Origin of the sequence: Haloferax sp. Atlit-10N (assembly GCF_003586325.1) — an archaeon.
In the GTDB taxonomy this organism is placed as follows: domain Archaea; phylum Halobacteriota; class Halobacteria; order Halobacteriales; family Haloferacaceae; genus Haloferax; species Haloferax prahovense.
Map to the genome: position 1 here is coordinate 12869 of NZ_PSYX01000002.1, position 21974 is coordinate 34842.

Consider the following 21974-nt stretch of genomic DNA (forward strand, 5'->3'; position numbering starts at 1 on the left):
CAGGAGACTCCCAACAGATGGTACAACACGGCGAAACGGACGCGACCACGGACGGACGCGCGAGCGTCGAAGACGGCTCGACACGCGAGAGCGCGCTCACCGGTGACGCACTCGAACTGTCGTATCCGACGAGCGAGGAGCCGGTCGTCGAGTGTGACCGAATCGACATCCCGCGCGGCGAAATCACGGCGCTCGTCGGACCGAACGGCTCCGGCAAGAGCACGCTCCTGAAGTCGCTCGCCAAACAGCTCTCGCCCGACACCGGGAACGTCTATCTCGACGGGAAGTCCATCACCGAGTACGACGACAAGGCGTTCGCGCGCGAGCTGGGACTGCTCTCTCAGCAACACGACTCGCCCACGTCGCTCACCGTCGAGGACCTCGTCTACCACGGCCGGTACCCCCACCGGAGCTTCTTCGAGCAGGTCAGCGACGACGACCACGACGCGGTCGAACGCGCCATCGACCTCGCGGGCGTCGAGCACATCCGCGACAAGCAAATCGGCAACCTCTCGGGCGGACAGAGTCAACTGGCGTGGATTGCGATGGTGCTCGCACAGGACACCGACGTGCTCCTCCTCGACGAGCCGACGACGTACCTCGACTTGCACCACCAGCTCCGCGTGCTGGAGACGGTCCGCCAACTCAACGAGGAACGCGGCGTCACGGTCGCGGTCGTCCTCCACGACATCGCGCAGGCGGCGCGCTTCGCCGACTACCTCGTCGCCATGCAGGACGGCGAACTGTACGACTGGGGCCCGCCGCGCGAGGTCGTCACCGAGGAGCTCCTCGCCGACGTGTTCCGTGTTGAGGCCGCGGTCAACTACACGCCCGACCCAGAAATCGTCCCCAAGCACTCGCTGTAGCGGTTCGGCGCTCTTTATAGACTCTCAGTTCCGTTCCGTTCCGTTCCATCGCCACGTCACAGCTGCTCCGACCGGCCGCGACCGTCTACCGGACGGCGACGATTTCGATGTCGAAGACGAGCGCCTTCCCCGCCAGTTCGTGGTTGAAGTCAACCTCGACGGCGTCGTCGCGGACGGCGATAACGTCGCCGTGGAGCCCGTTTTCGGCGTGGACGTGCAGGCCGACCTCGGGCGTCTCGCCGACCATTCCCTCGAACGTCTCGGGGTCGTAGGTCCGAATCCGGTCGGGATCGAACTCGCCGTAGGCGTCTTCCGGCGGGACCGTCACGGAGGCCTCCTCGCCGGCCGACATCCCGACGACGGCCTCGTCGAGCCCCGGAATTATCTGCCCCGCGCCGACGACGAACGTCTGGGGGGCGTAGTCGTCGCGGTCCTTCTCCTGGGCCTCGTACAGGCCGTGTTCGACCGCGACCTCGTACCGCGAGGTGTTGAAGACGGTCCCGTCTTCGAAGCGTCCGACGTACGCGAGCGCGACTCGGTCTCCCGACTCGATTGCCATAGCGGGGCTCGGCGGAGGACGCGCATAAAAGTCGTCATCGAGGCATCCCGCCGGGGGTTTACTGCGGTTCAGGCGGGCGTCCGAAGCGCCGGCGGCCTGTTGCTGTCGGCTGTCGTCGCCATCCCAGCTACGGTCCCGTTTTCGACGCCCTCGACCCACGCCGGGGGTGCCACAGTCGTCTCGCCGACGCGGCCGTAGGTCCACTCGAAGCGCACCCAGTAGAACCCCTCGTCGGAGACGAGCGCGTAGGTCGCCGTCGCGTCGGCGACGAACCCCTGCTCGTCCACGTGAGCGACGAACTGGTAGTCCTGGACCGGTTCGACGCCACCGATGGCCGGGCGTTGACTCCCCTCGATTCGGTAGTACGTGACGTTCTCGTCGGTCACTTTCCCGGTCACGTTCGTCGCCCGCGTGTCGAGGTACTGGCGGACGAGCCCGCGGTTCAACCCCCGTGGCTCGAACTGCACCGGCGGCGCGGTGGTGTTGCCGTTGACCCGCCGGGTCCGCTCGACCCCGTCTTCGGTCTCGGCGACGTACCACGCGTCCCCGTCGTAGTAGACCGTCTCCAGTCGGGTCCGCTCGCGGCCCGACTCGACGGTTTCGGCGATAACGTACCGCTCTCCGGCGACGGCGATGTCGGTGTCGTACTGTCTCCGCGTCGAGTTCGGGCCCGCGCCCTCGGGTCGGTAGATGTCGACCCACAGCGTGTAGGACTCGTCGGCCAGCGCGCGCTCGTGGGCCGCGCTGAGAGCGGTCAGATTCTCGATGCCGTCCGGCCCGACACCCGGTACGCGCTCCAACTCGCCGGGTTCGATGGGTTCGACCGGCCCGGGGCGCTGGCCGCTCCCGAGTCCCGGCGCGCCGGCGTTCCGCGGTTCCGACCCGGAGGCGGTCTCGGTCGCCGCGGTTTCCGACGGTTCCTCCGCCGCCGCGTCGTCGCGCTCGGGCGTGGCCGTCGGCGGTCCCGACTCACCGGCCCCGCCCGTCCCGACTCCGGCGGACTGCATCGACCCATCGAGCGGCGAGGGAACGAGGTCGAGGGCGACAGCCGCCCCGCTCACGACGGCGACGACGACGAAGAGCGCGGTGATTCCCCGGGCGGCGTCGCGGCCGACCGCGGCGGTTCGGTCCCCGAGCCGTCGGACCCTCCGCCGGGCGCGCATCCGGAGCGGCGGCCGGAGGTCGTCGAGCGACGCGCCGAACTGGCGGCGACAGACCGCATCGGCGTCCTGCCGGTCGATGGCGTACAGGAGTGCCTCGGCGATGTCACCGGCGTCGAGGTGTCTCACGCCGGCCGTGTCTCGCTCGGCCGCCGCCGACGCTCTCGACCGACGGCCGAAGACGGGTCGAATCCGAACCGACCGGCCGCGGCGCTCGGCGCGGACGACCCCCGCCTCGACGCGCGTCTCGAAGCCGCGGGCGGCCCAGAGGTCGGAAACGAAGGCCAGTCGCGCCCGTGTCGGGAGGCGTTCGAGGCGGGCGACGACCGTCCGGTACCGGTCTGCTCGCTGGTCGGCGTTCATCTGGTGCTTCTCTAGATAGAGGGGGCCGACGGTGATAGGCACTTCTGCGGGTCCGGGGTTCGCGACGGTCTCCGCCGGTCGAGTTCCCGGCTCAGACGACCCCGTCGAGGAGCGATTCGAGGACGGGCGCGACGCCGAGCACGTCGAAGACGACGAGCAGGTAGTAGGCGCTGACGACGAGCATGACCGCGCCGGTGACACGGTTGATGGCGGTGGTGTGTCGGGCGAACCACCGGGTCGCCCGTCGGCTGTACCGCTCCGAGACGAGGGCGAAGGCGAGAAGCGGCGCGCCGATGCCGAGGCCGAACGCGAGGAACCCGAGGAGGCTCTCGGCGGCGGTGTCGAACAGCACGGGGACGCGCGCGAAGAACAGGGCGATGAAGCCGGGGTTGCAGGGCAGGACGATTGCGCCGAAGAAAAAGCCGTAGGCGAACGCCGACAGCGCCGGGTGGCGCGTCTCCGGCGGCTCGACCGTGGGGAGCCGCGCGAACACCTTCGCGTCGAAGAGGAGCGCGAGGCTCACGACGAAGAGGACGCCGAAGGCCGCCGGCGAGACGACCTCGACGACCGCCGTGAGCGACAGTTCGAGGAGGAACGAGAACACGACGCCGACGACGAGCATGAACGATACCGCGCCGGCGGTGACGAGGCCGCCGAGGACGGCTATCGGGAGGCCACCGTCTCCGTCTCTGTCTCCGTCCTCACCCTCGCCTCCGTTCCCGTCGCCGCGGCCTCTCGAACCGCGTCCGTCGGCGGTCCCGCCGGCTGGTGACGGCGACTCCGCGTTCGCCCGCGAACTCTGCCGCGCGAGGTACGCGAGGAAGCCGGGATACAGCGGGAGGGCGCAGGCCGCGGTGAGCGGGGTGCCGACGCCGAGGACGAACAGTTCGAACAGCCGTGGCGCGAGGTCGGTCAGCACTCGTCGACCCGCTCGCGGAGGAACGCGGTCGTCTTGTGACCGTCCTTGAGCCGCGTCGCGCTCCCGTCGGGACAGAGCCGGACCATCGGCACAACCGGGGCGCTCGCCATCGACGAGCCGAACTCGGCGGTGAGGGTCTTCGTGACCGGTTCGGGCGAGACGGCGTAGCGCCAGTCGAAGCCGTGGTCCTCCGCGTGTTTCCTGACCTTCTCGGCGTCCTCGTTGGGGTCGATGTCGAGCGCGACCGTCAGCACGTCGTCGCCGACGGCCTCGTGAAACTCGACCAACTCGCGCTGTTGGCGCAGGCAGTTCGAACACCACACCGCGAACGTCTCCAGGAGAATCGGTCGGTCGAGGAGCCCCTCGATAGTGAACGTCTCGCCGGTGCGAACGTCAGTGAGTTCGGTCGTCCGCCACGCGCCCTCGTCGGTCGACGCTCCGGTCGACCCGTCCCCCGTCGTCGTCGCGTCACCCCCGGCGTCGACAGTTCCGCCGCCGCTTCCGCCGAGGCAACCAGCCAGCCCGACCGTTCCCGCCACGGCGCCCGCGCCCGCGAGCCGAAGGACGTCTCTCCGCGTCGGCGTTCCTTTCATATCGTTGTAGGGTCGCTATCGGAGCTTAATTCGGCCGCGTTGGGGCGCGGGTGACGCACAACCCCGAGGTCGCGCCGGGGCGCACGTCGGACGGGCCAGCCGCCGGTCTCCGGTCAGTCGCCCGCGCTCATCTTCCGGGCGTGCTGCGGGGGGAGCCGAAGTTCGTCGAGGCCGGGGAGGTGTTCGATGTTGTAGACGACCTGTAGGTCGTCGGTCACCGGGAGGCTGATACACGACAGCCGGACGCCCTGTTCCAGCATCTCCTCCGAGAGGATGTGGTTCGAGGGCATCTTCACGTCGCCTTCGACGACCGCCACCGCGCAGTTCGCGCAGGCACCGCCGCGACAGGCGAAGGGCCAACTGTGGCCCGCGTCCTCGGCGGCCTTCAGGAGGTTGGTCCGCGGCTCGACGAACACCTCGCCGTAGGCGTCGCCGTCGAGGCCGCTTTCGGCGGCCTTCTCGAAGAGGTCGTCGTCGGCGAGCGACCAGCCGCGGTCGGTGAGCACGTCGTAGTCGAGGAACTCGACCCGCGCCCCGCGTCGTTCGGGTTCGGGTTCCGGGTCGGCCCCGGTATCGGAACCCGCGCCGCCGGTCCCGTCGCCCGTCTCGCCGTTTCGGGCGGTGCCGGCGTCGTGCTGTCCGTTTCGGCTCGCCCCCTCGTCGGCCGGGCGACGGCCGTCCGTCTCGACGGGTTCGAGTTCGTCGCCGGGTTCATAGCCGGCTCGAATCGCCTCGTAGGCCGTCCGAACCGCCTGAAATTCCTCGGCCGACCCGCCGTGGTCGGGGTGGGCCGATTTCACCCGCCGACGGTACGCGTCGACGAGTTCGTCCTCGTCTGCGTCCGGGTCGATGCCGAGCGTCTCGAACGGGGAGTCCACATCGGGGCTAGTAGGAACTCGCGAGCATAAATCCACGGCCGCCGGCCGTCTCGTCGTGGTTTAGTCCTCGAATCGAGGCAAGGCCCCGACGACCGACGCGGCCGCGAGTCGCGGCGGTTTTGTAGCGGGCTTCGCTTCCTTCGGGTGTGAGACGCGGGATTCGGTTCGCCGTCGGCGCGGGGCTCGGTATCGGAGCGCTCGCGGCGTACCTCTGGTACGTCGGCCCGGAGGAGGTCGGTTCGCGCGTCGCGGCCGTCGCCCCGTGGGCCGTCGGCGTCGTCTGCGTTCTGATGCTCGCCGAGGCGACCGTCGACGGCCTCGGCGTCTGGGCGTCGGTTCGGCCCCTTCGCGGCGGGCTCTCGCCGCGGGCGAGCGTCCAGTTCGCGTTCGCCGGCGACTTCTTCGACGTGCTCAGCCCCGCCGGCCCGGTGAGTTCGGAGCCGATCATGGCGCAGTTCTTCGGCGTCGCGACCGAGACGAGCTACAGCGAGGCCCTCGGGGTCCGCGGCGTCGCCAAGTACGTCAAATCCGCCGCACAGCTCCTTCTCTCGGTCGCCGTCGTCGGCGTCCTCTTTCTCGACGCACCGACCCCGCGGTTCGTCCTCGTGACGCTGGCCGGCGCGGTCGTCGCGCTGTTCGTCGTCGGTGTCGCGCTCGTCTGGGCGCGAGACGCGCTCTCGGCGGTCGTCGTCGCGGTCCTGACCCCGGTCGTCCGCGCTGTCTCTGGACTCACCCGTGAGACGCCGCTCGGCCGCGACGCCGTCGCCGCCGCAGTCGAGCGGTTTTGGGAGCGCGTCGTCCACTTCCGCGACGCGCCGGAACTCCTCGGCGTCATCGCGCTCAGCGGCGTCTTCGAGCAACTGCTCACGTCGCTCGCGCTCTGGGCCGCGCTCGCCGGGACCGGCACGAGCGTTGCGTTCCTCCCCATTGTCGCCGTCATCCCGCTCCCGCAGGCGGCGAGCGTCGTCCCCGTCCCGGGAAGTCTCGGGGCGTACGACGTGCTCCTCGCTGGCGCGCTTAGTCTCACGACGGGCGCTCCGGCCGCGGGGGCGGCCGCGGCGGTGCTCGTCGTGCGGACGTTCGAACTCCTCGTGTCGCTCGGGTGCGGCGGGGTCGCCACCGGGTTCCTGCGCGGCTTTCGGGCCTGAGACGGAGTCGAAAGAGCGCCCGTCGCGTCGGCGCGAGGGGACGAGACGAAAAACGAGTCAGTCGGCCGCGCGCTCGTGAATCGGGACGCTCGCCAGTCCGACCGCGTTCGATTTCGAGGAGACCGAAAGCGTCGCGTGCCAGCCTTCATCGGCCGGCGTGACGTGCAGGGAGACCGGCTTCCACGACTCCGCCCGGCGGTAGAGGTCGAGGACGACCGGTAACACCGGAAGCCGTCCCTCGCGCGCCGAGAGTGCGTACCGTTCGAGGGTCAATTCCGCGGACCTCGTCCCGGAGTCAGGACCGGGCCGCCACGACGAGCAGGTGTACGACCCGACGAGGTCGAGTCGCTCCATCTCCGCCAGCGTCGCCTCCAGCGCCCCGGCCGACTCGGGCCGCGACGAGAGGTTCGAGGCGGCGCGTTCGAGCACGTCCGCCTGCTCGGTCGACGTGAGGTGGACGTGGAGCGCCGTCGCCATGCTCTCCAACAGGCGCAGACAGAGGTCGTCCGCGCTGGACATCGTCTCCGCGAGGTCGAAGTACGCGTCCATCACCGCCGTCTCGACAGTCCGATGGTCGGCGTCCACGAGCGCCTCGAACACCGCCGCCGCGACCCGGTGGCAGAACTCGACCCGCTCGGAGCGCCCGCCGCCGGCGCACTCGGGTCGGCCGTCCGCGTCGGTTCCGAGGTCGCAGGGCGGTTCGGGAAGACCGGGCGTCGCACCGGCGGTCGCCCATCCCTTTGCGGTCGCGTCCGCGCCGCCGAAGCCCGGAACGTCGTCGTGTTCCGAGACGATGAGGTCGTAGTACGGGACGTTCGGGTCGTACCGCCGGAGCGCGGAGCGGTACTGTCTCGCCGCGCGGGCGGCGGCCTCCGCAGTCGAACGGTCCTCGAACCGGAGCCCGTCCACCGGGACCGGCCGCTCTCCGGTCCGTCCGCAGACGAGTTCGTACGTCCCGTCGTCGCTCGCGAGCGATTCGATGTGAGTCCGAATCTGGGTGAGTGTCGTGCCGACCATAGTGTCTCTGTGTGTTGGTTCGCGGGCCGTCGCCGACGCCGCGGTCCGTTCGTCGTTCGCTCGACAGATTGTTTAGGCTAACCTAAAACGTGTTGGTTCGGCCGGTCGGAGGCCCCACGAGGACCGGCGGCTCTCGACTGTACGCTCGACCCGACGCTCGCTCGCGGCGACCCCGACCCGGTTACGACGCGTCGGGTGCCTCTTCGCCCGGCCTGTAGAACGTCCGGTGGAACATCTTGTACGAGTCGGTGATGGGGACGATGGTGTAGCTGTCGACCACGTCGCTGTCCTGCAGGAGTTCGCGGACGTAGCTGTTGATACTGCTCAAAGAGGACTGCCAGACGCGAATCAGCAGGTCGTACTCGCCGATGCACTCCGCGACCTCGTAGACCAGCCCCTCGTCGAGGAGCCGTTCGATGAACGCCGTAATTTCGTCGTTCGTGGAGCCCTTGTCGTACGAGATGTGGACCTCGGCGTAGGGGTAGTCGGCCGCCCGAAAGACCAACAGCGCGAAGATTTCCAGAATGCCGTCCTCTTGGAGCATCTTGCGGCGCCGCCGCGCGGCCGTCCGAGAGAGTCCGACGCGGTCGGCGAGCTCCGTGTCCGAGATTCGCCCGTCCTTGTTCAGTTCGCGGAAGATGAGATAGTCCTTCTTGTCCATCCGGTCTTCGAGAAGTTCGACAACGCGCGGGTCCTCTATCCACTCCTGCGAATCGGGCATTGCTATTCTCACGGTTATACCGCTTAGCTTCATATATATGAATGTTTCTTCAAAATCTCCGAATCGGATACAAAGTGTGAACGAATCGTTTACTCTCAACGGCGCGGCCGACGACCGGAATCGCAGGCCGTCGGTGGAACGCGGATCTCTGTCCCCAAACACTTTTACTCCGCGTTCTCGGAGGGTGTCGGCATGGTACGCGGAAAAATCAACCGAACGAACAAGGCCCTCGCCGATTGGGCTGATATCCTCACCGAGATCGACGAGGTTTCGGCGGAACTCGAAGATTCGGGCTGGGAGACGCTCGTTCTTCATCCGGGAGACGTCGCCACGACGGACGCGGCGGCGGCCGCCGACGCCGGGTTTCGGCTCCTCGTCCCGGATTCGGAGCTCAAAACGCTCTACTCGACCGTTTCAGAGCCTGACACGGCGTTCGACCAGTTCGAGGTCTACCGCGCCCGCGACACGAACGTTCGAATCTTCGTCGTCGTCGTGAAATCGGAAGAAACGATGCAAGCGGTCCTCTACCCCGTGTTTTACGACCCTGGAACCGACCGCTCGTTCGTCGAAACGCTTCGGACCGAACCCGAGATTCGGACGACGGTGAGCGACCTGGGGGACACCCGTCGTTGCTCGTTCCGACACACCGAACCCGCCTTGTTTCTCCCGGAATAACTGTTCGCGGCGGCGTCGATTCCGTCTCGTCCTCGGCCGCGCTCGCCGCGACGTCCCGTGATTGTCGCGCCGACTACTGTCCACTACTACCACTTTTGACTGTGCATATCTGTTCTTAGATAACTGAAGTAGAAGAGAATCAGCTTCTATTTCTTTCTATGGTGCGTATTCGTCCATATCTGTGTGTTCTCGGCCCTCTCTATAATTATTACAAAGTCATGATTAGATGAATCAACTTCTTTTATCGACGATATGTTTAATCACTAGGAAAGCTTTATACGAATAGGGTATCCACAACTCTCCATGCCAACCGGCAACATAGAACGCAGAAAACTCCTGAAACTCATGGGTGCGGGAGCGACGAGCGTCGCACTCGCGGGTTGTCAGGGGACCCAGCAGACCGAGACCACCGAGGGCAGTTCGGGTGGCGACTCGACGACGACCGAACAGACGAGCGACGGCGGAAGCGGCGCGAGCGGCGGTAACGACTTCCACTTCGTCGCCGGGCAGGTCTTCGGGACGCTCGACCCCGCAGAGCAGGTCGACTACACGCAGGGGCTCGCGGCGCAGAACCTCTACGACGAACTCATCACGGTCGACGCCGAGACGCTCCAGCCGACGGCGCACATCGCCGAGAGCTGGGACACCGAAGACGAGGGGAAGACGTGGGTGTTCACCGTCCGCGACGACGTGACGTTCTCCGACGGCACGCCGCTGACCGCCGACGACGTGGCGTACTCGCTCACCCGGATGCTGGAGCTCCAGCGCGGGTACTCGTCGTTCTGGCTCGACTACCTCGACCCCTCGAACATCACCGTCCGCGACGAGCAGACGGTCGCCTTCGAGTTCAATCAGGCGTACGGCCCGGCGCTGGCGACGTTCGTCCAGTTCTACATCGTCAACAGTACCGTCGTCCAAGAAAACGAGACCGACGGCGACTACGGCAACGCCTACCTCCAGAACAACTCCGCCGGCTCCGGCGCGTACGTCCTCGACAACTGGGAGCAGGGCAACTCCATCGAGGCGTCGGCCTACGAGGACTACTGGAAGGGCTGGAGCGAGGACAGTTTCGACACGTTCCGCTCGACGGTCATCACCGAGGAGTCCACCATCAAGACGACGATGCAGCAGGGCGAAGGCGACATGACCGACCAGTACATGGGCACGCAGGCGTACGCCGAGATGGACTCGTACTCCAACGTCCGCGTCCCCGAGGTGCCGCAGCTGCAGTTGTTCCACTTCCCGCTGAACTGCCAGAAGGCACCGACCGACGACATCAACGTCCGGAAGGCCATCGCCTACGCGTTCGACTATGACAGCGCCGTCAACGACATCATCGGCGGCGGCGGCGTCGCGGCCGGGCCGGTCCCCCGGGAGATGGCGGGCCACAACGGCGACCTCGTCCCGATGGAACAGGACCTCGACAAGGCCAAGGAGTTCCTCGACAAGGCGGACTACTCCGTCGACGAAATCAACGAAATCGGCCTCGAACACGTCGTCGTCGCCGGGACCGAACTCCAGCGCCAGATGGGGCTTCTCAACCAGGCCGGGCTGAGCGAACTCGGAATCGACCTCGAAATCAACCCGCTGCAGTGGGCCCGCCTCACCGACCGCGCGACGAGCGCCGAGTCGACCGCCCACATGACGAACATCTTCCACACGGCGAAGATGCCGTCGCCGGACAGCCACACCTACCTGATGTACCACCCCTCCTCGTTCGGGTCGTACATCTCCCAGTCGTGGTACTCCACCGACGAAATCGCGGCCACCCTCGAAGAGGCGCGCCAGACCTCCGACCTCCAGTCGCGACTGGAGACATACGAGGAGGCGCAGGCGCTCATCGTCGAGGGCATGCCGAGCGTCTACATCGCCAACCCGCCGTACCGCATCGGCATCAACGAGAACGTCGAGGGCTGGCAGTACCGCGGCGTGATGTCGTTCGACTGGGACGTCCACTCCATGACTCGCAGCGGCGAGGGCCGGGCGAAGTAGTCACCCGACGACTTTCGACGCCCCGATTCGGGCCGTCTTTCCAACTCACCAATGTCATACGTAGATTACCTCGTTCGGCGCGCAATCCACTCGGTCCCCGTCATCTTCGGGCTGTCAGTGCTCATCTTCCTGATATCCCGTGTGATTCCGGGCGACCCCGTTCGGTTGGCGCTCGGACCGGAAGCAACGCAACAGCAAGTCGCGGCGCTGCGGGCCGAGATGGGCCTCGACCAGCCGCTGCCGATGCAGTACGCTGACTGGCTGTTCGGCGTCGTGCAGGGCGACTGGGGAATGTCGCTTCGGACGAACAACAACGTCTTTTCGGACATCGTCGCCCGCCTGCCCGCGACGCTCGAACTGACCGTCGTCACGCTGTTTTTCGCCGTGCTACTGGCGATTCCGTTCGGCGTCGTCGCCGGAACCAACAAGGACCGCTGGCAGGACCACCTCTCGCGTATCACCGCCCTGTTCGGCGTGTCGATGCCGCGGTTTTGGGTCGCAATCGTCCTGCAAATCGTCTTCGTCGTCAGCCTCGGACTGTTGCCCCTCTCGGGGCGGCTCAGCGACGGCGTCGCTCCCCCGCCGGCGGTCACGCACCTGTATCTGGTCGACAGCCTCATCGCCGGCCAGTTCGGGACGTTCCTCGACGCGGCCACGCACCTCCTGTTGCCGACCGTCGCGCTCGGCCTCGCCACGCTGGCACAGGTGATGCGGCTCATCCGCTCGGACATGATCGACGAGCAGCGCAAGGACTACGTCCTCGCCGCCCGGGCCTACGGCCTTCCGAACGCCCTCATCGAATACAAGTACATGCTACAAAACGCCTTTACGAGTTCACTCACGGTGGTCGGCCTCGCGTTCGGCTTCCTCCTCGGGAACGCGTTCCTCGTGGAAATCGTCTTCGCGTGGCCGGGGATGGCGCGCTACGGCGTCCAGGCCATCCTCTATCAGGACTTCAACGCCATCGTCGGCGTCACCATCGTGGTCGGTATCGGCTTCGTGACCGCCAACTTCGTGGTCGACCTGCTGTACGGCTACCTCGACCCGCGGGTGCGGCTGGAGGAGGGATAGCCGTGTCTACGAAGACCTCGCTCCCGTTTTTCGATACCGAGAGCGCCGCCCGAAAAGAGCGGATTCGACAGCTCAAACGCGGCTTTCGGACCTTCGCGGGCAACAAGCTCTCGCTCGTCGGACTGGCGATGATTCTGACGCTCGTCGTCGCGGCGCTCCTCGCGCCGTACATCGCGCCGTTCCCCGAACACGCCGGTGCGGGCGTCTACTTCGACCAGGCGAGCGAGCCACCGAGCGCGACGCACCTGATGGGCACCGACACGACCGGCCGCGACATCTTCAGCCGCGTCCTGTTCGGGGCGCGCTTGTCGCTCCTGATGAGCGGCATCGTCCTCTCGATCGCCATCTCCATCGGCGTGACGCTCGGGCTCATCGCGGGCTACCTCGGCGGGACGACGAACACCGTCATCATGCGAGTGACGGACATCTTCCTCGCCATTCCGCCCACGCTCCTCGCCATGGCGGTGGTCGCCGCGACCGGCGCGTCGCTGTTCAACGTCATGGTCGCCATCGCCTTCTCGTGGTGGTCGTGGTACGCCCGCCTGGTGCAGGGCGAGGTGCTCTCGATAAAGGAAGACGAGTTCATCGAGTCGAGTCGGGCGCTCGGGTCGGGGTGGGTGCGGACGACGTTCAAAGAGATTCTCCCGAACGTCGTCAGCCCCATCACGGTCAAGGCGACCCTCGACATGGGCTTCGTCATCCTCGTCGGCGCGGGCCTGTCGTTCCTCGGCCTCGGCGCGCAGCCGCCGACGCCGACGTGGGGCGCGATGATTGCACAGGGCCGCAACTACGTCACGAGCTTCTGGTGGATAGCCGTGTTCCCCGGGCTGGCGATTTCGTTCGCCGTCCTCGGGTTCAACTTCATCGGCGACGGCCTGCGCGACGTGCTCGACGTGGAGGTGGACTGAGATGGCCGACCCCATCTTGGAGGTCAAGAACCTCCACGTCCACTTCGAGACCCACGACGGGACGGCCGAAGTGATAAACGGCATCGACTTCAGCATCGACCGCGGCGAGACCGCGGCGCTCGTCGGCGAGACGGGCTGCGGCAAGAGCGTCACCGTGAAATCCATCATGGGACTGCTCCCCTCGGCGACCATCCCCGAAGGCGAGATTCGCTACAAGGGCGAAGACGTGCTTTCCCTCTCCGACGCCGAGCGCCACTCGCGGCGCGGCAAGGAGATGAGCATGATAATGCAGGACCCGATGACGAGTCTCAACCCCGTCTTGACGGTCGGCGAGCAGATGATGGACGTGCTGAAGTGGCAGGGGCGACCGCGCCTGTCGCTGTCGAAGCTCGTCCGCGACACGCTGTCGACCGGCGCGAAGGCCGAACACAGAACGCGGGCCATCGAGATGCTCGGCGAGGTCGAAATTTCGGCCCCCGAGCGCGTCTTCGAGAGCTACCCGGTCGAACTCTCCGGGGGGATGCGCCAGCGCGTCCTCATCGCCATCGCGCTCCTGTCGGAGCCGGACCTGCTCATCGCCGACGAACCGGGCACCGCCCTCGACGTGACGACCGAGGCGAAGGTGCTCGACCTCCTCGACGAACTCGTCGAGGAACGCGACACGAGCGTCCTCTACATCACCCACGACCTCGGGGTCGCCCGCGAGGTCAGCGACCGAATCAACGTGATGTACGCGGGCGAAATCGTCGAGCAAGCGCCGACCGCCGACCTGTTTGCGAACCCCCAGCACCCCTACACCCGCGGGCTGTTGGAGAGCATCCCGACGCTCTCGACCGGCATCGGCGACGGCATCGAGGGGCACCTGCCCGACTACACGAACCCGCCGGCCGGCTGTCGGTTCGCCGACCGCTGTCCGCACGCGGAGGCGGCCTGCCACGAGGCGTACCCGTACCCGCGGCAGACCGGTCCCGACCACGCGACCGCGTGTCACCTGTTCGACGGGTTCCCGGCCCGCGAGCGTCACGAATCGCTCGCCACCGACCCGGTCAACATCGGCACTGCGCCGTGGCTGACCGGCGGCGACGCTCCCGGCGACATCTCCGCCGACGGGGGGACGGACCAATGAACGACTCAGCGTACACGACCGAACCGACGGCGGCGGCACAGCCCGACCGGGACCTCGACGACCCGATGGTCTCGGTCGAGAACCTCAAGAAACACTTCCCGCTGTTCGAGGGCATCTTCCAGAAGAAGGCGGGGGAAGTCCGCGCCGTCGACGGCGTGAGTTTCTCCATCGCGGAGGGCGAGACGTTCGGCCTCGTCGGCGAATCGGGCTCCGGCAAGACGACGACCGGCCGGTCGATGCTCCGCCTGACGGAGCCGACCAGCGGGCGGGTCGAAATCGACGGCCAGAACGTCGTCGACCTCTCCGACGGCGAGCTCAAGCGGTTCCGCCGGAACATGCAAATCGTCCACCAGGACCCGGCGTCGAGCCTCAACCCGCGACACCGCGTCAAGTCGATTATCGAGGCCCCCCTGAAGATTCACGACTACGGCGACTCCGAGGCCCGACTCGAACGGGTCGAGGAACTGCTGGACATGGTGGACCTCCCGCGGGAGTTCATGTACCGCTACCCCGGACAGCTCTCGGGCGGCCAGAAACAGCGCGTCGGCATCGCCCGCGCCGTGGCGCTCAACCCGAAGTTCGTCGTCCTCGACGAGCCGACGAGCGCCCTCGACGTGAGCGTGCAGGCCCGAATCATCAACATCCTCGAGGAGATACAGGAGGAGTTCGGCATCACCTACCTGTTCATCACCCACGACCTCTCGCTCCTGAAGAACGTCGCCGACCGCATCGGCGTCATGTACCTCGGTCGGCTCGTCGAGGTCGGCGACGTGGACTCGGTGTTCGGGTCGCCGCAACACCCCTACAGCCGGGCGCTCCTCTCCGCCATCTCGACCATCAGCGAGGAGGACGAACTGGCGAAGCCCGACCGAATCACGCTCGACGGCGAGGTGCCGGACCCGCGGGAGAAGCCGAGCGGCTGTGCCTTCCGCTCGCGCTGCGCCCACGAGTTCGACGCCTGCGCGGTCGAGGAGCCCGAACTGTACGAGCGCGGCCCGGACCAGGTCGCCCGGTGTTTCCTCCACGACGACCGGTTCGAGGAGGGCGCGGAGTGGGAATGACCGCAGAGCGCGCAGCGCGCCTCGCCGCCCTCCGGCGGGCGCGACGGAACCGCCCGTGGACCGATGAACTCCTCCGATCGTGCGCGTCGGACCCGGCGGCGTTCAAGGCCGCCCAGCCGGCGTGTTCGGCCTGCGACCGGCCGTGCCGCGACGACGAGGTCTGCGCCACGGCGGTGGCGAAGTCCGACGGGCTGTTCGAATCGATGGGCCGCGACCAGACGTACCACCTGCTCGCGGCGGGCATGAAGCGGCTCCGGGCGCGGGGGACCGCGACGCTTCGCAACGCCGACAAACAGCGGCCGAACGCCTTCCTCAGCGTGACGGCCGACGACGCAGACGCCCCCGAGGAACCCCAATGACGACAGACGACACGCGGACACAGACGGACGGAACGCAGAGCGCGCCAAGAGACGACGCACAGCCCGCGCCGACGGACGGGCCCGCGCCGACGGACGGCGAGCGGACGATAACGGCGGAATGGGTCGAAGACGTCGCGGTCGGCGGCGCGGTCCTCGGCGGCGGGGGCGGCGGCTCGCTGGCCAAAGGTATCGAGTTCGGCGAACTCGCCGTGGAGTACGGGCGGCCGACAATCGTCTCGGTCGCCGACCTCGACCCGACGGACGTGGTGTTGACCGTCAGCGGCGTGGGCGCGCCCGCCGCGACCGACAGCCACGTCGACCCCGCGGACTACGTACGCGCGGTGGAACTGTTGGTGGACAGACTCGCGGCCGACGGGACGACCGTCGGCGCGCTGATGACGAACGAGATGGGCGGGTTCGCCACGGTGAACGGGCTGCTCCAGTCCGCCGTGACGGGCCTCCCGCTCGTCGATGCCGCCTGCAACGGGCGGGCGCATCCGACCGGGCCGATGGGCTCTATCGGGCTGTCGCAGGACTCCGAGTCGGTGCAGGCGGCGGTCGGCGGCGTGCCGGGCACCGCGGCCCGACTGGAGACGGTCGTCGAGGCCGAACTCGGCACGGCGGCGTCGCTCGTCCGGCACGCGGCCGAAGACGCCGGGGGCCTCGTTGCGGTCGCCCGCAACCCGGTTCCCGCGAGCTACGCCGAGGCGAACGCGGCGCTCGACACGTACGACCAGGCCGAAGCGGTCGGTCGCGCGGTCAGGCTCGCTGACGACGGCCGCGACGCCGCCGAACGCGTCGCCGACGCCGTCGGCGGCGAGGTCTCGCTCGTCGGTCCCGTCGAGTCGTTCGCACTCGAAACGACCGGCGGCTTCGACGTGGGCGAGGTCGAAATCGAGGGGCGCGAACTCACCTTCTGGAACGAGTACATGACGCTCGAACTCGACGGCGAGCGCCTCGCGACGTTTCCGGACCTCATCACGACGCTCGACGCCGAGACGGGGATGCCCGTCTCGACGGCGGAACTCGCGGAGGGCCGGTCGGTTGCGGTCGTCGTCGCGCCCGCGGCGAACCTCTCTTTGGGCGCGGGGATGGCCGACCCGGCGCTCTTCGACCCGGTGGAACAGGCGGTCGGAAAAGCGGTCAAATCACACGTATTCAACTAACCCAACTCATGTTCGACAAGATTCAGCAAGCCTACGACATCCTCAGCCGTCCCGACGCGGACGGCGAACTGGTACGCGACGCACTCGAAACGTACGGTCTCGACACGGAAGTGACGACCATCTCGACCGACGAGGGGTCGACCGACTTCGTCAAGACGGTCGTCCCCGGGGCCGACCGGGACGCGCCGACGCTCGGCGTCATCGGTCGCCTCGGCGGGGTCGCCGCCCGGCCGGCCGAACTCGGCCCGGTCTCCGACGCCGACGGGGCCATCGTGGCCCTCGCGGTCGCGCTCCACCTCGGCGAGATGCGCGCCCGCGGCGACGTGCTCGCCGGCGACGTTCGCATCGCCACGCACGTCTGTCCCGACGCGCCGACCTCCCCCCACGACCCGGTGCCCTTCATGGGCAGTCCGGTCGATACGAGCACCATGAACGAACACGAGGTGGACGAGGAGATGGACGCCGTCGTCTCCGTCGACGCCACGAAGGGCAACCGCGTCCACTGCGAGCGCGGCTTCGCCATCACGCCGACCGTCAAGGAGGGGTGGGTGCTGAAGGTGAGCGACAGCCTCCTCGACATCCAAGAGCGGTCGACCGGCCGCCCACCGAGCACGCTCACGCTCACGATGCAGGACATCACCCCCTACGGCAACGACGTGCACCACATCAACAGCATCCTCCAGCCGGCGACGGCGACCGACGCGCCCGTCGTGGGCGTGGCGACGACGAGCGTCTCGCCCGTCCCCGGCTGCGGGACCGGCGCGAACTACCTCACCGACCTGCTCGACGCGACCGGGTTCGTCGTCGAGACGGCCAAGGACTTCACCCGCGGCCGCGCGTCGTTCTACGACGAGACCGAGTACGACCGACTCACGTCGCTGTACGGCTCGATGGGCCGCCTCCAGACGCTCGGCGAGGGCGTCTGAGATGTCGACGCTCGGACTCGTGACCATCGGACAGGCACCCCGGAGCGACGTGACGCCCGACATCGCGGCGGCTCTCCCGCCCGAGGTGGACATCGTCGAGGTCGGCGCGCTCGACCAATTCGACTCGGCGGCCGAGGTCGAAGCGGCGGTCGGCCCGCAAGAGGGAGAGCCGGTGTACGTCTCCCGGCTCGCCGACGGGACGCCCGTCACCGTCGACCGCGAGTCGGTCGTCGAACTCCTCCGCGAACGTATCCGCGCCCTCGAATCGGAGGTCACGGCCATCGGCGTCCTCTGTACGGGCCACTTCCCGCCGTTCGACGCCGGCGTGCCCGTCTTCGAGCCGAGCGACCTGCTTTCTGCGTGGGTCTCGACCATCCTCGACGGCGGGACCCTCGGCGTCATCATGCCCAAGGAGGAACAGGAGGCCATGACGTTCGAGAAGTGGGCCGACTACGACCTCGTCACCGCCGCGGGGTCGCCGTACGCCGACGAGGACGAGGTGTCCGCGGCCGCCGCCGAAATCGGCACCGACGCCGACCTCATCGTGATGGACTGCATGGGCTACACGCCCGAAATGAAAGCGACCGTCCGCGAGATTACGGACACGAGCGTCCTGCTCGGGCGGTCGGTGCTGGCGAAGACCGCCGAGGAGGTGCTCTGACGTGGCCGACCACCGCGCCGTGGCGAAGCGACTCCTCGCCGAGAATATGAACGCCCATCCCGGGGAGACGCTCCTCGTCGTGACCGACACCGACACGAACCACATCGGGCGGGCGCTGTTCGATGCGGGGGTCGAACTCGGGCTGGAGTCCGGCCTGTTCGAGATTCCGCCGATGGAGCGAAACGGGATGGAGCCGCCCGGGTCGGTCGCCCGCGCGATGGAGTCGGCCGACATCGTGGTCTGTCCGACCAGCGCGTCGCTGACGCACACGCGGGCGCGGGAGGCCGCGACCGAGGCCGGCGCTCGCGTCGCCACGATGCCCGGCATCACGGACCAGATGTTCGGAGAGGGCGCGATTACGGCCGACTACGAGGAGGTCGAGCGCCTGACGGCGGCGCTCACGGAGAAGCTCACCGCGGCCGACGAGGCCCGCATCGAGGCCGACGGCGCGTCGGCGACGATGTCGCTTTCGGGCCGCGACGGCATCCCGAGCGACGGCATCATCGCCGAACCCGGCGACTCCGGCAACCTCCCGTCCGGCGAGAGCTACATCGCGCCGGTCGAGGGAACGGCGACCGGCACGCTCGTCTTCGACGGCGGCCTCGCGGGCGTCGGCGTCCTCGACGAGCCGCTGACGGTCGAACTCGACGAGGGGCGCATCACGGCCGTCGAGGGCGCGGCCGCCGACGAGTTCCTCGACGCGACGAGCGGCGACGACTGCGCCCGGCGAGTGTGCGAACTCGGCCTCGGGACGAACCCGGCGGCGAGCATCATCGGGACCGTCCTCGAAGACGAGAAGGTGTACGGAACCTGCCACGTCGCCTTCGGCGACAACCTCGGCTTCGGCGGGACCATCGACTGCGACTCGCACCTCGACGGCGTCATCCTCGAACCGACGGTCTCGCTCGACGGCGAGGTCGTCGTCGCCGACGGCGAGGTGCTCGTGTGAGCGACCGCACGCCCGCAGGCGGTGACCGCGCCGGCACGGACCGCACGAATCGCACAGACCGGCCCGCGCTCGCCGCGGCGGTCGCCGACGTGCCGGACCTCGCCCCGTGGCTGGCGCGTCGCGCGACGGTCCGCCAGTTCGACACCGACGCCGAAATCCCCGACGACGAGGTCCGCGCGATGGTCGACGCCGGGCGGAAGGCCCCGACCAGCGGAACGACCCAGATGTACAGCTTCGTCTGGATACGCGACCCCGACCGCCGCGAGCGGATTCACGAGCTGTGTAGCCGCGGCACCGTGCAGGTCGAGGAGGCGAGCCACTTCCTCCTCGTCTGCATCGACCTCCGCCGGATTCGACTGCTGTTGGAGCACCGCGACCGCGAGTTCCGGACGGCGCCCGCGATGGGGCTGCTGGAGGGAGCGATAGACGCCTCGCTGGCCGCGATGGGCGTGATGCTGGCCGCAGAAAGCCGCGGTTACGGCGTCTGTCCCATCGGCAACATCCTGAACAACCTCACCGAGGTCGCCGCGACGACCGGCCTCCCCGCGGGCGTCCTGCCAATTTTCGGGCTCTGTCTCGGCGTCCCGCGCCACGGCGAGGCGACCGAGCACGCCCCGCGGGTCCCGCTCGACGCGGTCCTCCACGAGGGCGGCTACCGCGACGCCACCGACGACCAACTCGACGCCTGCTACGACGCGATGAACGAGATGTACGGCGACAGCGTCTACGGCGACGACCGCCGCGAGTGGCAGGAGACGCTCGAACGCTACTGGGGACCGACCGGCTTCATGAACCGCCGCGAGGGCGAACTGCTCGACGCGCTCCGCCAGCAGGGGTTCTTCGAGGCCCGCGGTATCGACGAACCGGCGGATACAGACCCCCGCCGGGACGCCGACCGGAACACCGGAGGAACCGCCTGATGGTCGAACTCGGCGTCCTCCGCGTGCTCACGCTCGACGACCCCGAGGAAGTCGCCCTCCACGGACGGCTCATCGAACGGCACTACCCGCACGTCTCGACGCTGTCGCGGTGTATCCCCGCCCACCCCGACGGGATTCCGAACGCGGCCGCCGAGGCCGACGCCCTCCCGCACATCGAGGCGCTCGGCCGCGAGATGGCGACCGAGGTCGACGCGCTCTGCGTCAGCTGCGCGCTCGACCCCGGCGTGGAGGCGCTCGGCGACGTGCTCGACGTCCCGGTCGTCGGCGCGGGCGCGAGCGTGGCCGCCGTCGCGTCCGCCCGCGGCGAGCGCGTCGGGACGCTCGGCCTCGAAAACGGGGCCGGGTCGAGCATCCGACATCTGCTCGGCGACCGGCTCGCGGCCGAGGAGGTCGTCGAGGGCGCGGCGACGACGAACTACCTCACGACCGACGAGGGTCGGGCGGCGATTCGTGCGGCGGTCGACCGCCTCGTCGACGCCGGCTGCGACGTCGTCGCGCCGAGCTGTACCGGCATCTCCTCTTCGGGCGCGATTCCCGACGTGCGGGCCGACGTTCCGATACCCATCGTCGACCCTGTCGTGGCGATGGGCGCGGTGGCGACGACCGCGGTCGCGCCGCCGCGTCCACTACAGCAGTAGGTTGCCGGACCCGCCCCGATGGCATTCCGCGCCGCTCGCGCCGCGCTCGGGGCGACTCGCGCGAGCGTTTTTCTCGACAGTCGTCGGCCGATTGTAACGGGTCGCAGTAAGGAGTCCCAGGCTTCGAAGGCTTCTATCCCCGTGTTTCGAGTCGCCCACGGCTCCGGAGCCGTCCGCCTCAGTCGGCGGGGTCAGCGTTTTCGAGCCGCCACGTGAATATCGCACGGAGCACCGCGACGAGGCTGTTCGTCTCGCCCACACCCCAAATCGCCGTCTCCGAGCGAGGGTCGGACGGAGTCGCGTCCCTGCCGTTGACGAGCACGCTCGCGAGCGTTTGATTCCCGTCGACCATCATGAGGCGTCCCGCGGGCGTGTCCGACCACATCCAGAGCGTGTCGAACAGCTCCGCGTCGGGGATTTCGTCGCGAATCATCCCCTGAACGTCCGGCGAGATTCCCGCCACCCGAATCGAGACGCCCCGGCGTGCCGCCTCCCCCAGCGCCTCGACGATGTCCTCGGTAAGCAGTCCCTCGACGGTCATGTAGACGATTTCGTCCTCCGCGCCGCCGATAAATTCGAGGACACGGTCCGTGACGGCAGGCTGGCCTTCAACCGTCCAGACGCCACGCTGTTCCTGCTTGCGCTGGGTAGTTCCGAGTTCCTGAAGCGCCGTCGTCAGAAGGGAGGTCCGCTGTCTCATCTCCTGTTCGAACTTCTGGCACGTCGTCTCCGCGGATACCACCCAGAACTTCTTCGGTGAGGACTGTTGGATGTCGACGAGTCCCCGCTCGCGTAACTCGTCGACCGCGTCGTACACCCGAGTTCGTGGGACTTCGGAGACCTTGCTAATCTCCGTTGCCGTGCCGGTACCGAGGCTGGTGAGTGCGACGAAGGTCCGTGCGGCGTACGTGCTGAGGCCGAGTTGTTTCAATTGTTCGATTGCGACAGAACGGAAGTCGTCGCCCGAATCAGTACTCATAATGGGTGCCTCGATGTCTGCGAAACTCAGCCACGACGAGTGGCTGAGGCGGCACGTGTCAGTTGTGGTTGGGACACAGTACTCCACTGTGTGCCGCAGTCGCGATTCGTCCCGGCGCCGTATAGTTGTTTGTGATTATCTGAGTGAATTCATTACGTGTCGATTATCCGCGCGTAACGTACGAAAACTATGGAAAGTTACCCTGTCACTAAGAGCATAACAACACCGTGTTCAGAACCACCGTGAAAACACGGTTTTAACCCCGAATTAACTCAGTTGGCTAACCTTGCCGAAACGT

Annotated in this window: 23 protein-coding genes; 15 read left to right on the forward strand and 8 right to left on the reverse strand. The window is 67.8% G+C overall.

Annotated elements, in window-relative coordinates; genetic code table 11:
* Window positions 1-17 precede the first annotated feature (17 nt).
* The gene (locus tag C5B91_RS07150; protein WP_394325021.1) at window positions 18-866 is read left to right on the forward strand and encodes an ABC transporter ATP-binding protein; all 849 of its coding nucleotides are present in this window, start codon (window positions 18-20) and stop codon (window positions 864-866) included.
* Between the two features lie 85 nt (window positions 867-951).
* Here the strand turns inward: C5B91_RS07150 and C5B91_RS07155 are convergent, their stop codons facing one another.
* The 5 genes from C5B91_RS07155 to fer all read right to left on the reverse strand — a co-directional run bounded on the left by C5B91_RS07155 (window position 952) and on the right by fer (window position 5338).
* Window positions 952-1425 carry a peptidylprolyl isomerase gene (locus C5B91_RS07155; RefSeq protein ID WP_115819776.1) on the reverse strand — a complete coding sequence of 158 codons (474 nt, stop codon included), beginning with the start codon at window positions 1423-1425 and terminating at the stop codon, window positions 952-954.
* A 68-nt stretch (window positions 1426-1493) separates the two neighbouring features.
* Entirely contained in the window at window positions 1494-2990 is a 1497-nt protein-coding gene (locus C5B91_RS07160; RefSeq protein WP_233547671.1) for a hypothetical protein, read from the reverse strand.
* 49 nt (window positions 2991-3039) lie between these two features.
* On the reverse strand, window positions 3040-3867 hold the full coding sequence (locus C5B91_RS07165) for a hypothetical protein (protein ID WP_008096680.1): 828 nt from the start codon (window positions 3865-3867) through the stop codon (window positions 3040-3042).
* Window positions 3861-4460: a hypothetical protein gene (locus C5B91_RS07170; RefSeq protein ID WP_049967368.1), complete on the reverse strand. Its 600-nt coding sequence runs from the start codon at window positions 4458-4460 to the stop codon at window positions 3861-3863. The genes C5B91_RS07165 and C5B91_RS07170 overlap by 7 nt, the downstream gene beginning before the upstream one ends.
* Window positions 4461-4573: 113 nt before the next feature.
* A complete protein-coding gene (fer, locus tag C5B91_RS07175) occupies window positions 4574-5338 on the reverse strand; it encodes a ferredoxin Fer (RefSeq protein WP_115819774.1) in 765 nt (254 codons plus the stop codon).
* A gap of 146 nt (window positions 5339-5484) precedes the next feature.
* Here fer and C5B91_RS07180 point away from each other — a divergent pair, with 146 nt between their 5' ends.
* Entirely contained in the window at window positions 5485-6486 is a 1002-nt protein-coding gene (locus tag C5B91_RS07180; RefSeq protein ID WP_008096674.1) for a lysylphosphatidylglycerol synthase transmembrane domain-containing protein, read from the forward strand.
* A 57-nt stretch (window positions 6487-6543) separates the two neighbouring features.
* Here C5B91_RS07180 and C5B91_RS07185 read toward each other — a convergent pair whose 3' ends face one another.
* On the reverse strand, window positions 6544-7503 hold the full coding sequence (locus C5B91_RS07185; protein WP_115819773.1) for a hypothetical protein: 960 nt from the start codon (window positions 7501-7503) through the stop codon (window positions 6544-6546).
* Between the two features lie 181 nt (window positions 7504-7684).
* The gene (locus C5B91_RS07190) at window positions 7685-8224 is read right to left on the reverse strand and encodes an Lrp/AsnC family transcriptional regulator (protein WP_004976509.1); all 540 of its coding nucleotides are present in this window, start codon (window positions 8222-8224) and stop codon (window positions 7685-7687) included.
* Between the two features lie 192 nt (window positions 8225-8416).
* Here C5B91_RS07190 and C5B91_RS07195 point away from each other — a divergent pair, with 192 nt between their 5' ends.
* The 13 genes from C5B91_RS07195 to C5B91_RS07255 all read left to right on the forward strand — a co-directional run bounded on the left by C5B91_RS07195 (window position 8417) and on the right by C5B91_RS07255 (window position 20697).
* Entirely contained in the window at window positions 8417-8899 is a 483-nt protein-coding gene (locus C5B91_RS07195; RefSeq protein WP_115819772.1) for a hypothetical protein, read from the forward strand.
* 303 nt (window positions 8900-9202) lie between these two features.
* A complete protein-coding gene (locus tag C5B91_RS07200) occupies window positions 9203-10891 on the forward strand; it encodes an ABC transporter substrate-binding protein (protein ID WP_008096668.1) in 1689 nt (562 codons plus the stop codon).
* A 51-nt stretch (window positions 10892-10942) separates the two neighbouring features.
* Entirely contained in the window at window positions 10943-11962 is a 1020-nt protein-coding gene (locus tag C5B91_RS07205) for an ABC transporter permease (protein ID WP_008096667.1), read from the forward strand.
* A gap of 2 nt (window positions 11963-11964) precedes the next feature.
* Window positions 11965-12870 (forward strand): ABC transporter permease, encoded by a 906-nt coding sequence (locus tag C5B91_RS07210; protein WP_004976505.1) that lies wholly within the window; start codon window positions 11965-11967, stop codon window positions 12868-12870.
* A gap of 1 nt (window position 12871) precedes the next feature.
* A complete protein-coding gene (locus C5B91_RS07215) occupies window positions 12872-13996 on the forward strand; it encodes an ABC transporter ATP-binding protein (protein ID WP_115819771.1) in 1125 nt (374 codons plus the stop codon).
* Complete coding sequence (locus C5B91_RS07220) at window positions 13993-15057, forward strand: ABC transporter ATP-binding protein (protein ID WP_008096661.1); 1065 nt, start codon at window positions 13993-13995, stop codon at window positions 15055-15057. The genes C5B91_RS07215 and C5B91_RS07220 overlap by 4 nt, the downstream gene beginning before the upstream one ends.
* Window positions 15054-15416 (forward strand): hypothetical protein, encoded by a 363-nt coding sequence (locus tag C5B91_RS07225; protein ID WP_008096659.1) that lies wholly within the window; start codon window positions 15054-15056, stop codon window positions 15414-15416. The genes C5B91_RS07220 and C5B91_RS07225 overlap by 4 nt, the downstream gene beginning before the upstream one ends.
* Complete coding sequence (locus tag C5B91_RS07230) at window positions 15413-16582, forward strand: DUF917 family protein (RefSeq protein ID WP_008096658.1); 1170 nt, start codon at window positions 15413-15415, stop codon at window positions 16580-16582. Before C5B91_RS07225 ends, C5B91_RS07230 begins: the two co-directional genes overlap by 4 nt.
* 8 nt (window positions 16583-16590) lie before the next feature.
* The gene (locus C5B91_RS07235; protein WP_049967374.1) at window positions 16591-17508 is read left to right on the forward strand and encodes a DUF1177 domain-containing protein; all 918 of its coding nucleotides are present in this window, start codon (window positions 16591-16593) and stop codon (window positions 17506-17508) included.
* 1 nt (window position 17509) lies between these two features.
* Window positions 17510-18169, forward strand: coding sequence for an AroM family protein (locus tag C5B91_RS07240; RefSeq protein WP_008096656.1), 660 nt, complete (start codon window positions 17510-17512; stop codon window positions 18167-18169).
* A 1-nt stretch (window position 18170) separates the two neighbouring features.
* Window positions 18171-19118, forward strand: coding sequence for an aminopeptidase (locus C5B91_RS07245; RefSeq protein ID WP_008096655.1), 948 nt, complete (start codon window positions 18171-18173; stop codon window positions 19116-19118).
* Window positions 19115-20038, forward strand: a complete 924-nt coding sequence (locus C5B91_RS07250; RefSeq protein ID WP_049967375.1) for a nitroreductase family protein — start codon at window positions 19115-19117, stop codon at window positions 20036-20038. Before C5B91_RS07245 ends, C5B91_RS07250 begins: the two co-directional genes overlap by 4 nt.
* Complete coding sequence (locus tag C5B91_RS07255) at window positions 20038-20697, forward strand: aspartate/glutamate racemase family protein (protein WP_115819770.1); 660 nt, start codon at window positions 20038-20040, stop codon at window positions 20695-20697. Before C5B91_RS07250 ends, C5B91_RS07255 begins: the two co-directional genes overlap by 1 nt.
* Before the next feature lie 178 nt (window positions 20698-20875).
* On the opposite strand, the gene C5B91_RS07260 is transcribed toward C5B91_RS07255, so the two are convergent.
* On the reverse strand, window positions 20876-21676 hold the full coding sequence (locus C5B91_RS07260; RefSeq protein WP_008096652.1) for a TrmB family transcriptional regulator: 801 nt from the start codon (window positions 21674-21676) through the stop codon (window positions 20876-20878).
* Window positions 21677-21974: the final 298 nt, after the last annotated feature.

Coding starts and splice junctions, on each gene's coding strand:
- C5B91_RS07170 (WP_049967368.1), bottom strand. CDS start 4,460: ATGAAAGGAACGCCGACGCGGAGAGACGTCCTTCGGCTCGCGGGCGCG.
- C5B91_RS07260 (WP_008096652.1), bottom strand. CDS start 21,676: ATGAGTACTGATTCGGGCGACGACTTCCGTTCTGTCGCAATCGAACAA.
- C5B91_RS07255 (WP_115819770.1), top strand. CDS start 20,038: ATGGTCGAACTCGGCGTCCTCCGCGTGCTCACGCTCGACGACCCCGAG.
- C5B91_RS07150 (WP_394325021.1), top strand. CDS start 18: ATGGTACAACACGGCGAAACGGACGCGACCACGGACGGACGCGCGAGC.
- C5B91_RS07225 (WP_008096659.1), top strand. CDS start 15,054: ATGACCGCAGAGCGCGCAGCGCGCCTCGCCGCCCTCCGGCGGGCGCGA.
- C5B91_RS07200 (WP_008096668.1), top strand. CDS start 9,203: ATGCCAACCGGCAACATAGAACGCAGAAAACTCCTGAAACTCATGGGT.
- C5B91_RS07205 (WP_008096667.1), top strand. CDS start 10,943: ATGTCATACGTAGATTACCTCGTTCGGCGCGCAATCCACTCGGTCCCC.
- C5B91_RS07155 (WP_115819776.1), bottom strand. CDS start 1,425: ATGGCAATCGAGTCGGGAGACCGAGTCGCGCTCGCGTACGTCGGACGC.
- C5B91_RS07190 (WP_004976509.1), bottom strand. CDS start 8,224: ATGCCCGATTCGCAGGAGTGGATAGAGGACCCGCGCGTTGTCGAACTT.
- C5B91_RS07240 (WP_008096656.1), top strand. CDS start 17,510: ATGTCGACGCTCGGACTCGTGACCATCGGACAGGCACCCCGGAGCGAC.
- C5B91_RS07230 (WP_008096658.1), top strand. CDS start 15,413: ATGACGACAGACGACACGCGGACACAGACGGACGGAACGCAGAGCGCG.
- C5B91_RS07220 (WP_008096661.1), top strand. CDS start 13,993: ATGAACGACTCAGCGTACACGACCGAACCGACGGCGGCGGCACAGCCC.
- C5B91_RS07185 (WP_115819773.1), bottom strand. CDS start 7,503: ATGGTCGGCACGACACTCACCCAGATTCGGACTCACATCGAATCGCTC.
- C5B91_RS07195 (WP_115819772.1), top strand. CDS start 8,417: ATGGTACGCGGAAAAATCAACCGAACGAACAAGGCCCTCGCCGATTGG.
- C5B91_RS07215 (WP_115819771.1), top strand. CDS start 12,872: ATGGCCGACCCCATCTTGGAGGTCAAGAACCTCCACGTCCACTTCGAG.
- C5B91_RS07235 (WP_049967374.1), top strand. CDS start 16,591: ATGTTCGACAAGATTCAGCAAGCCTACGACATCCTCAGCCGTCCCGAC.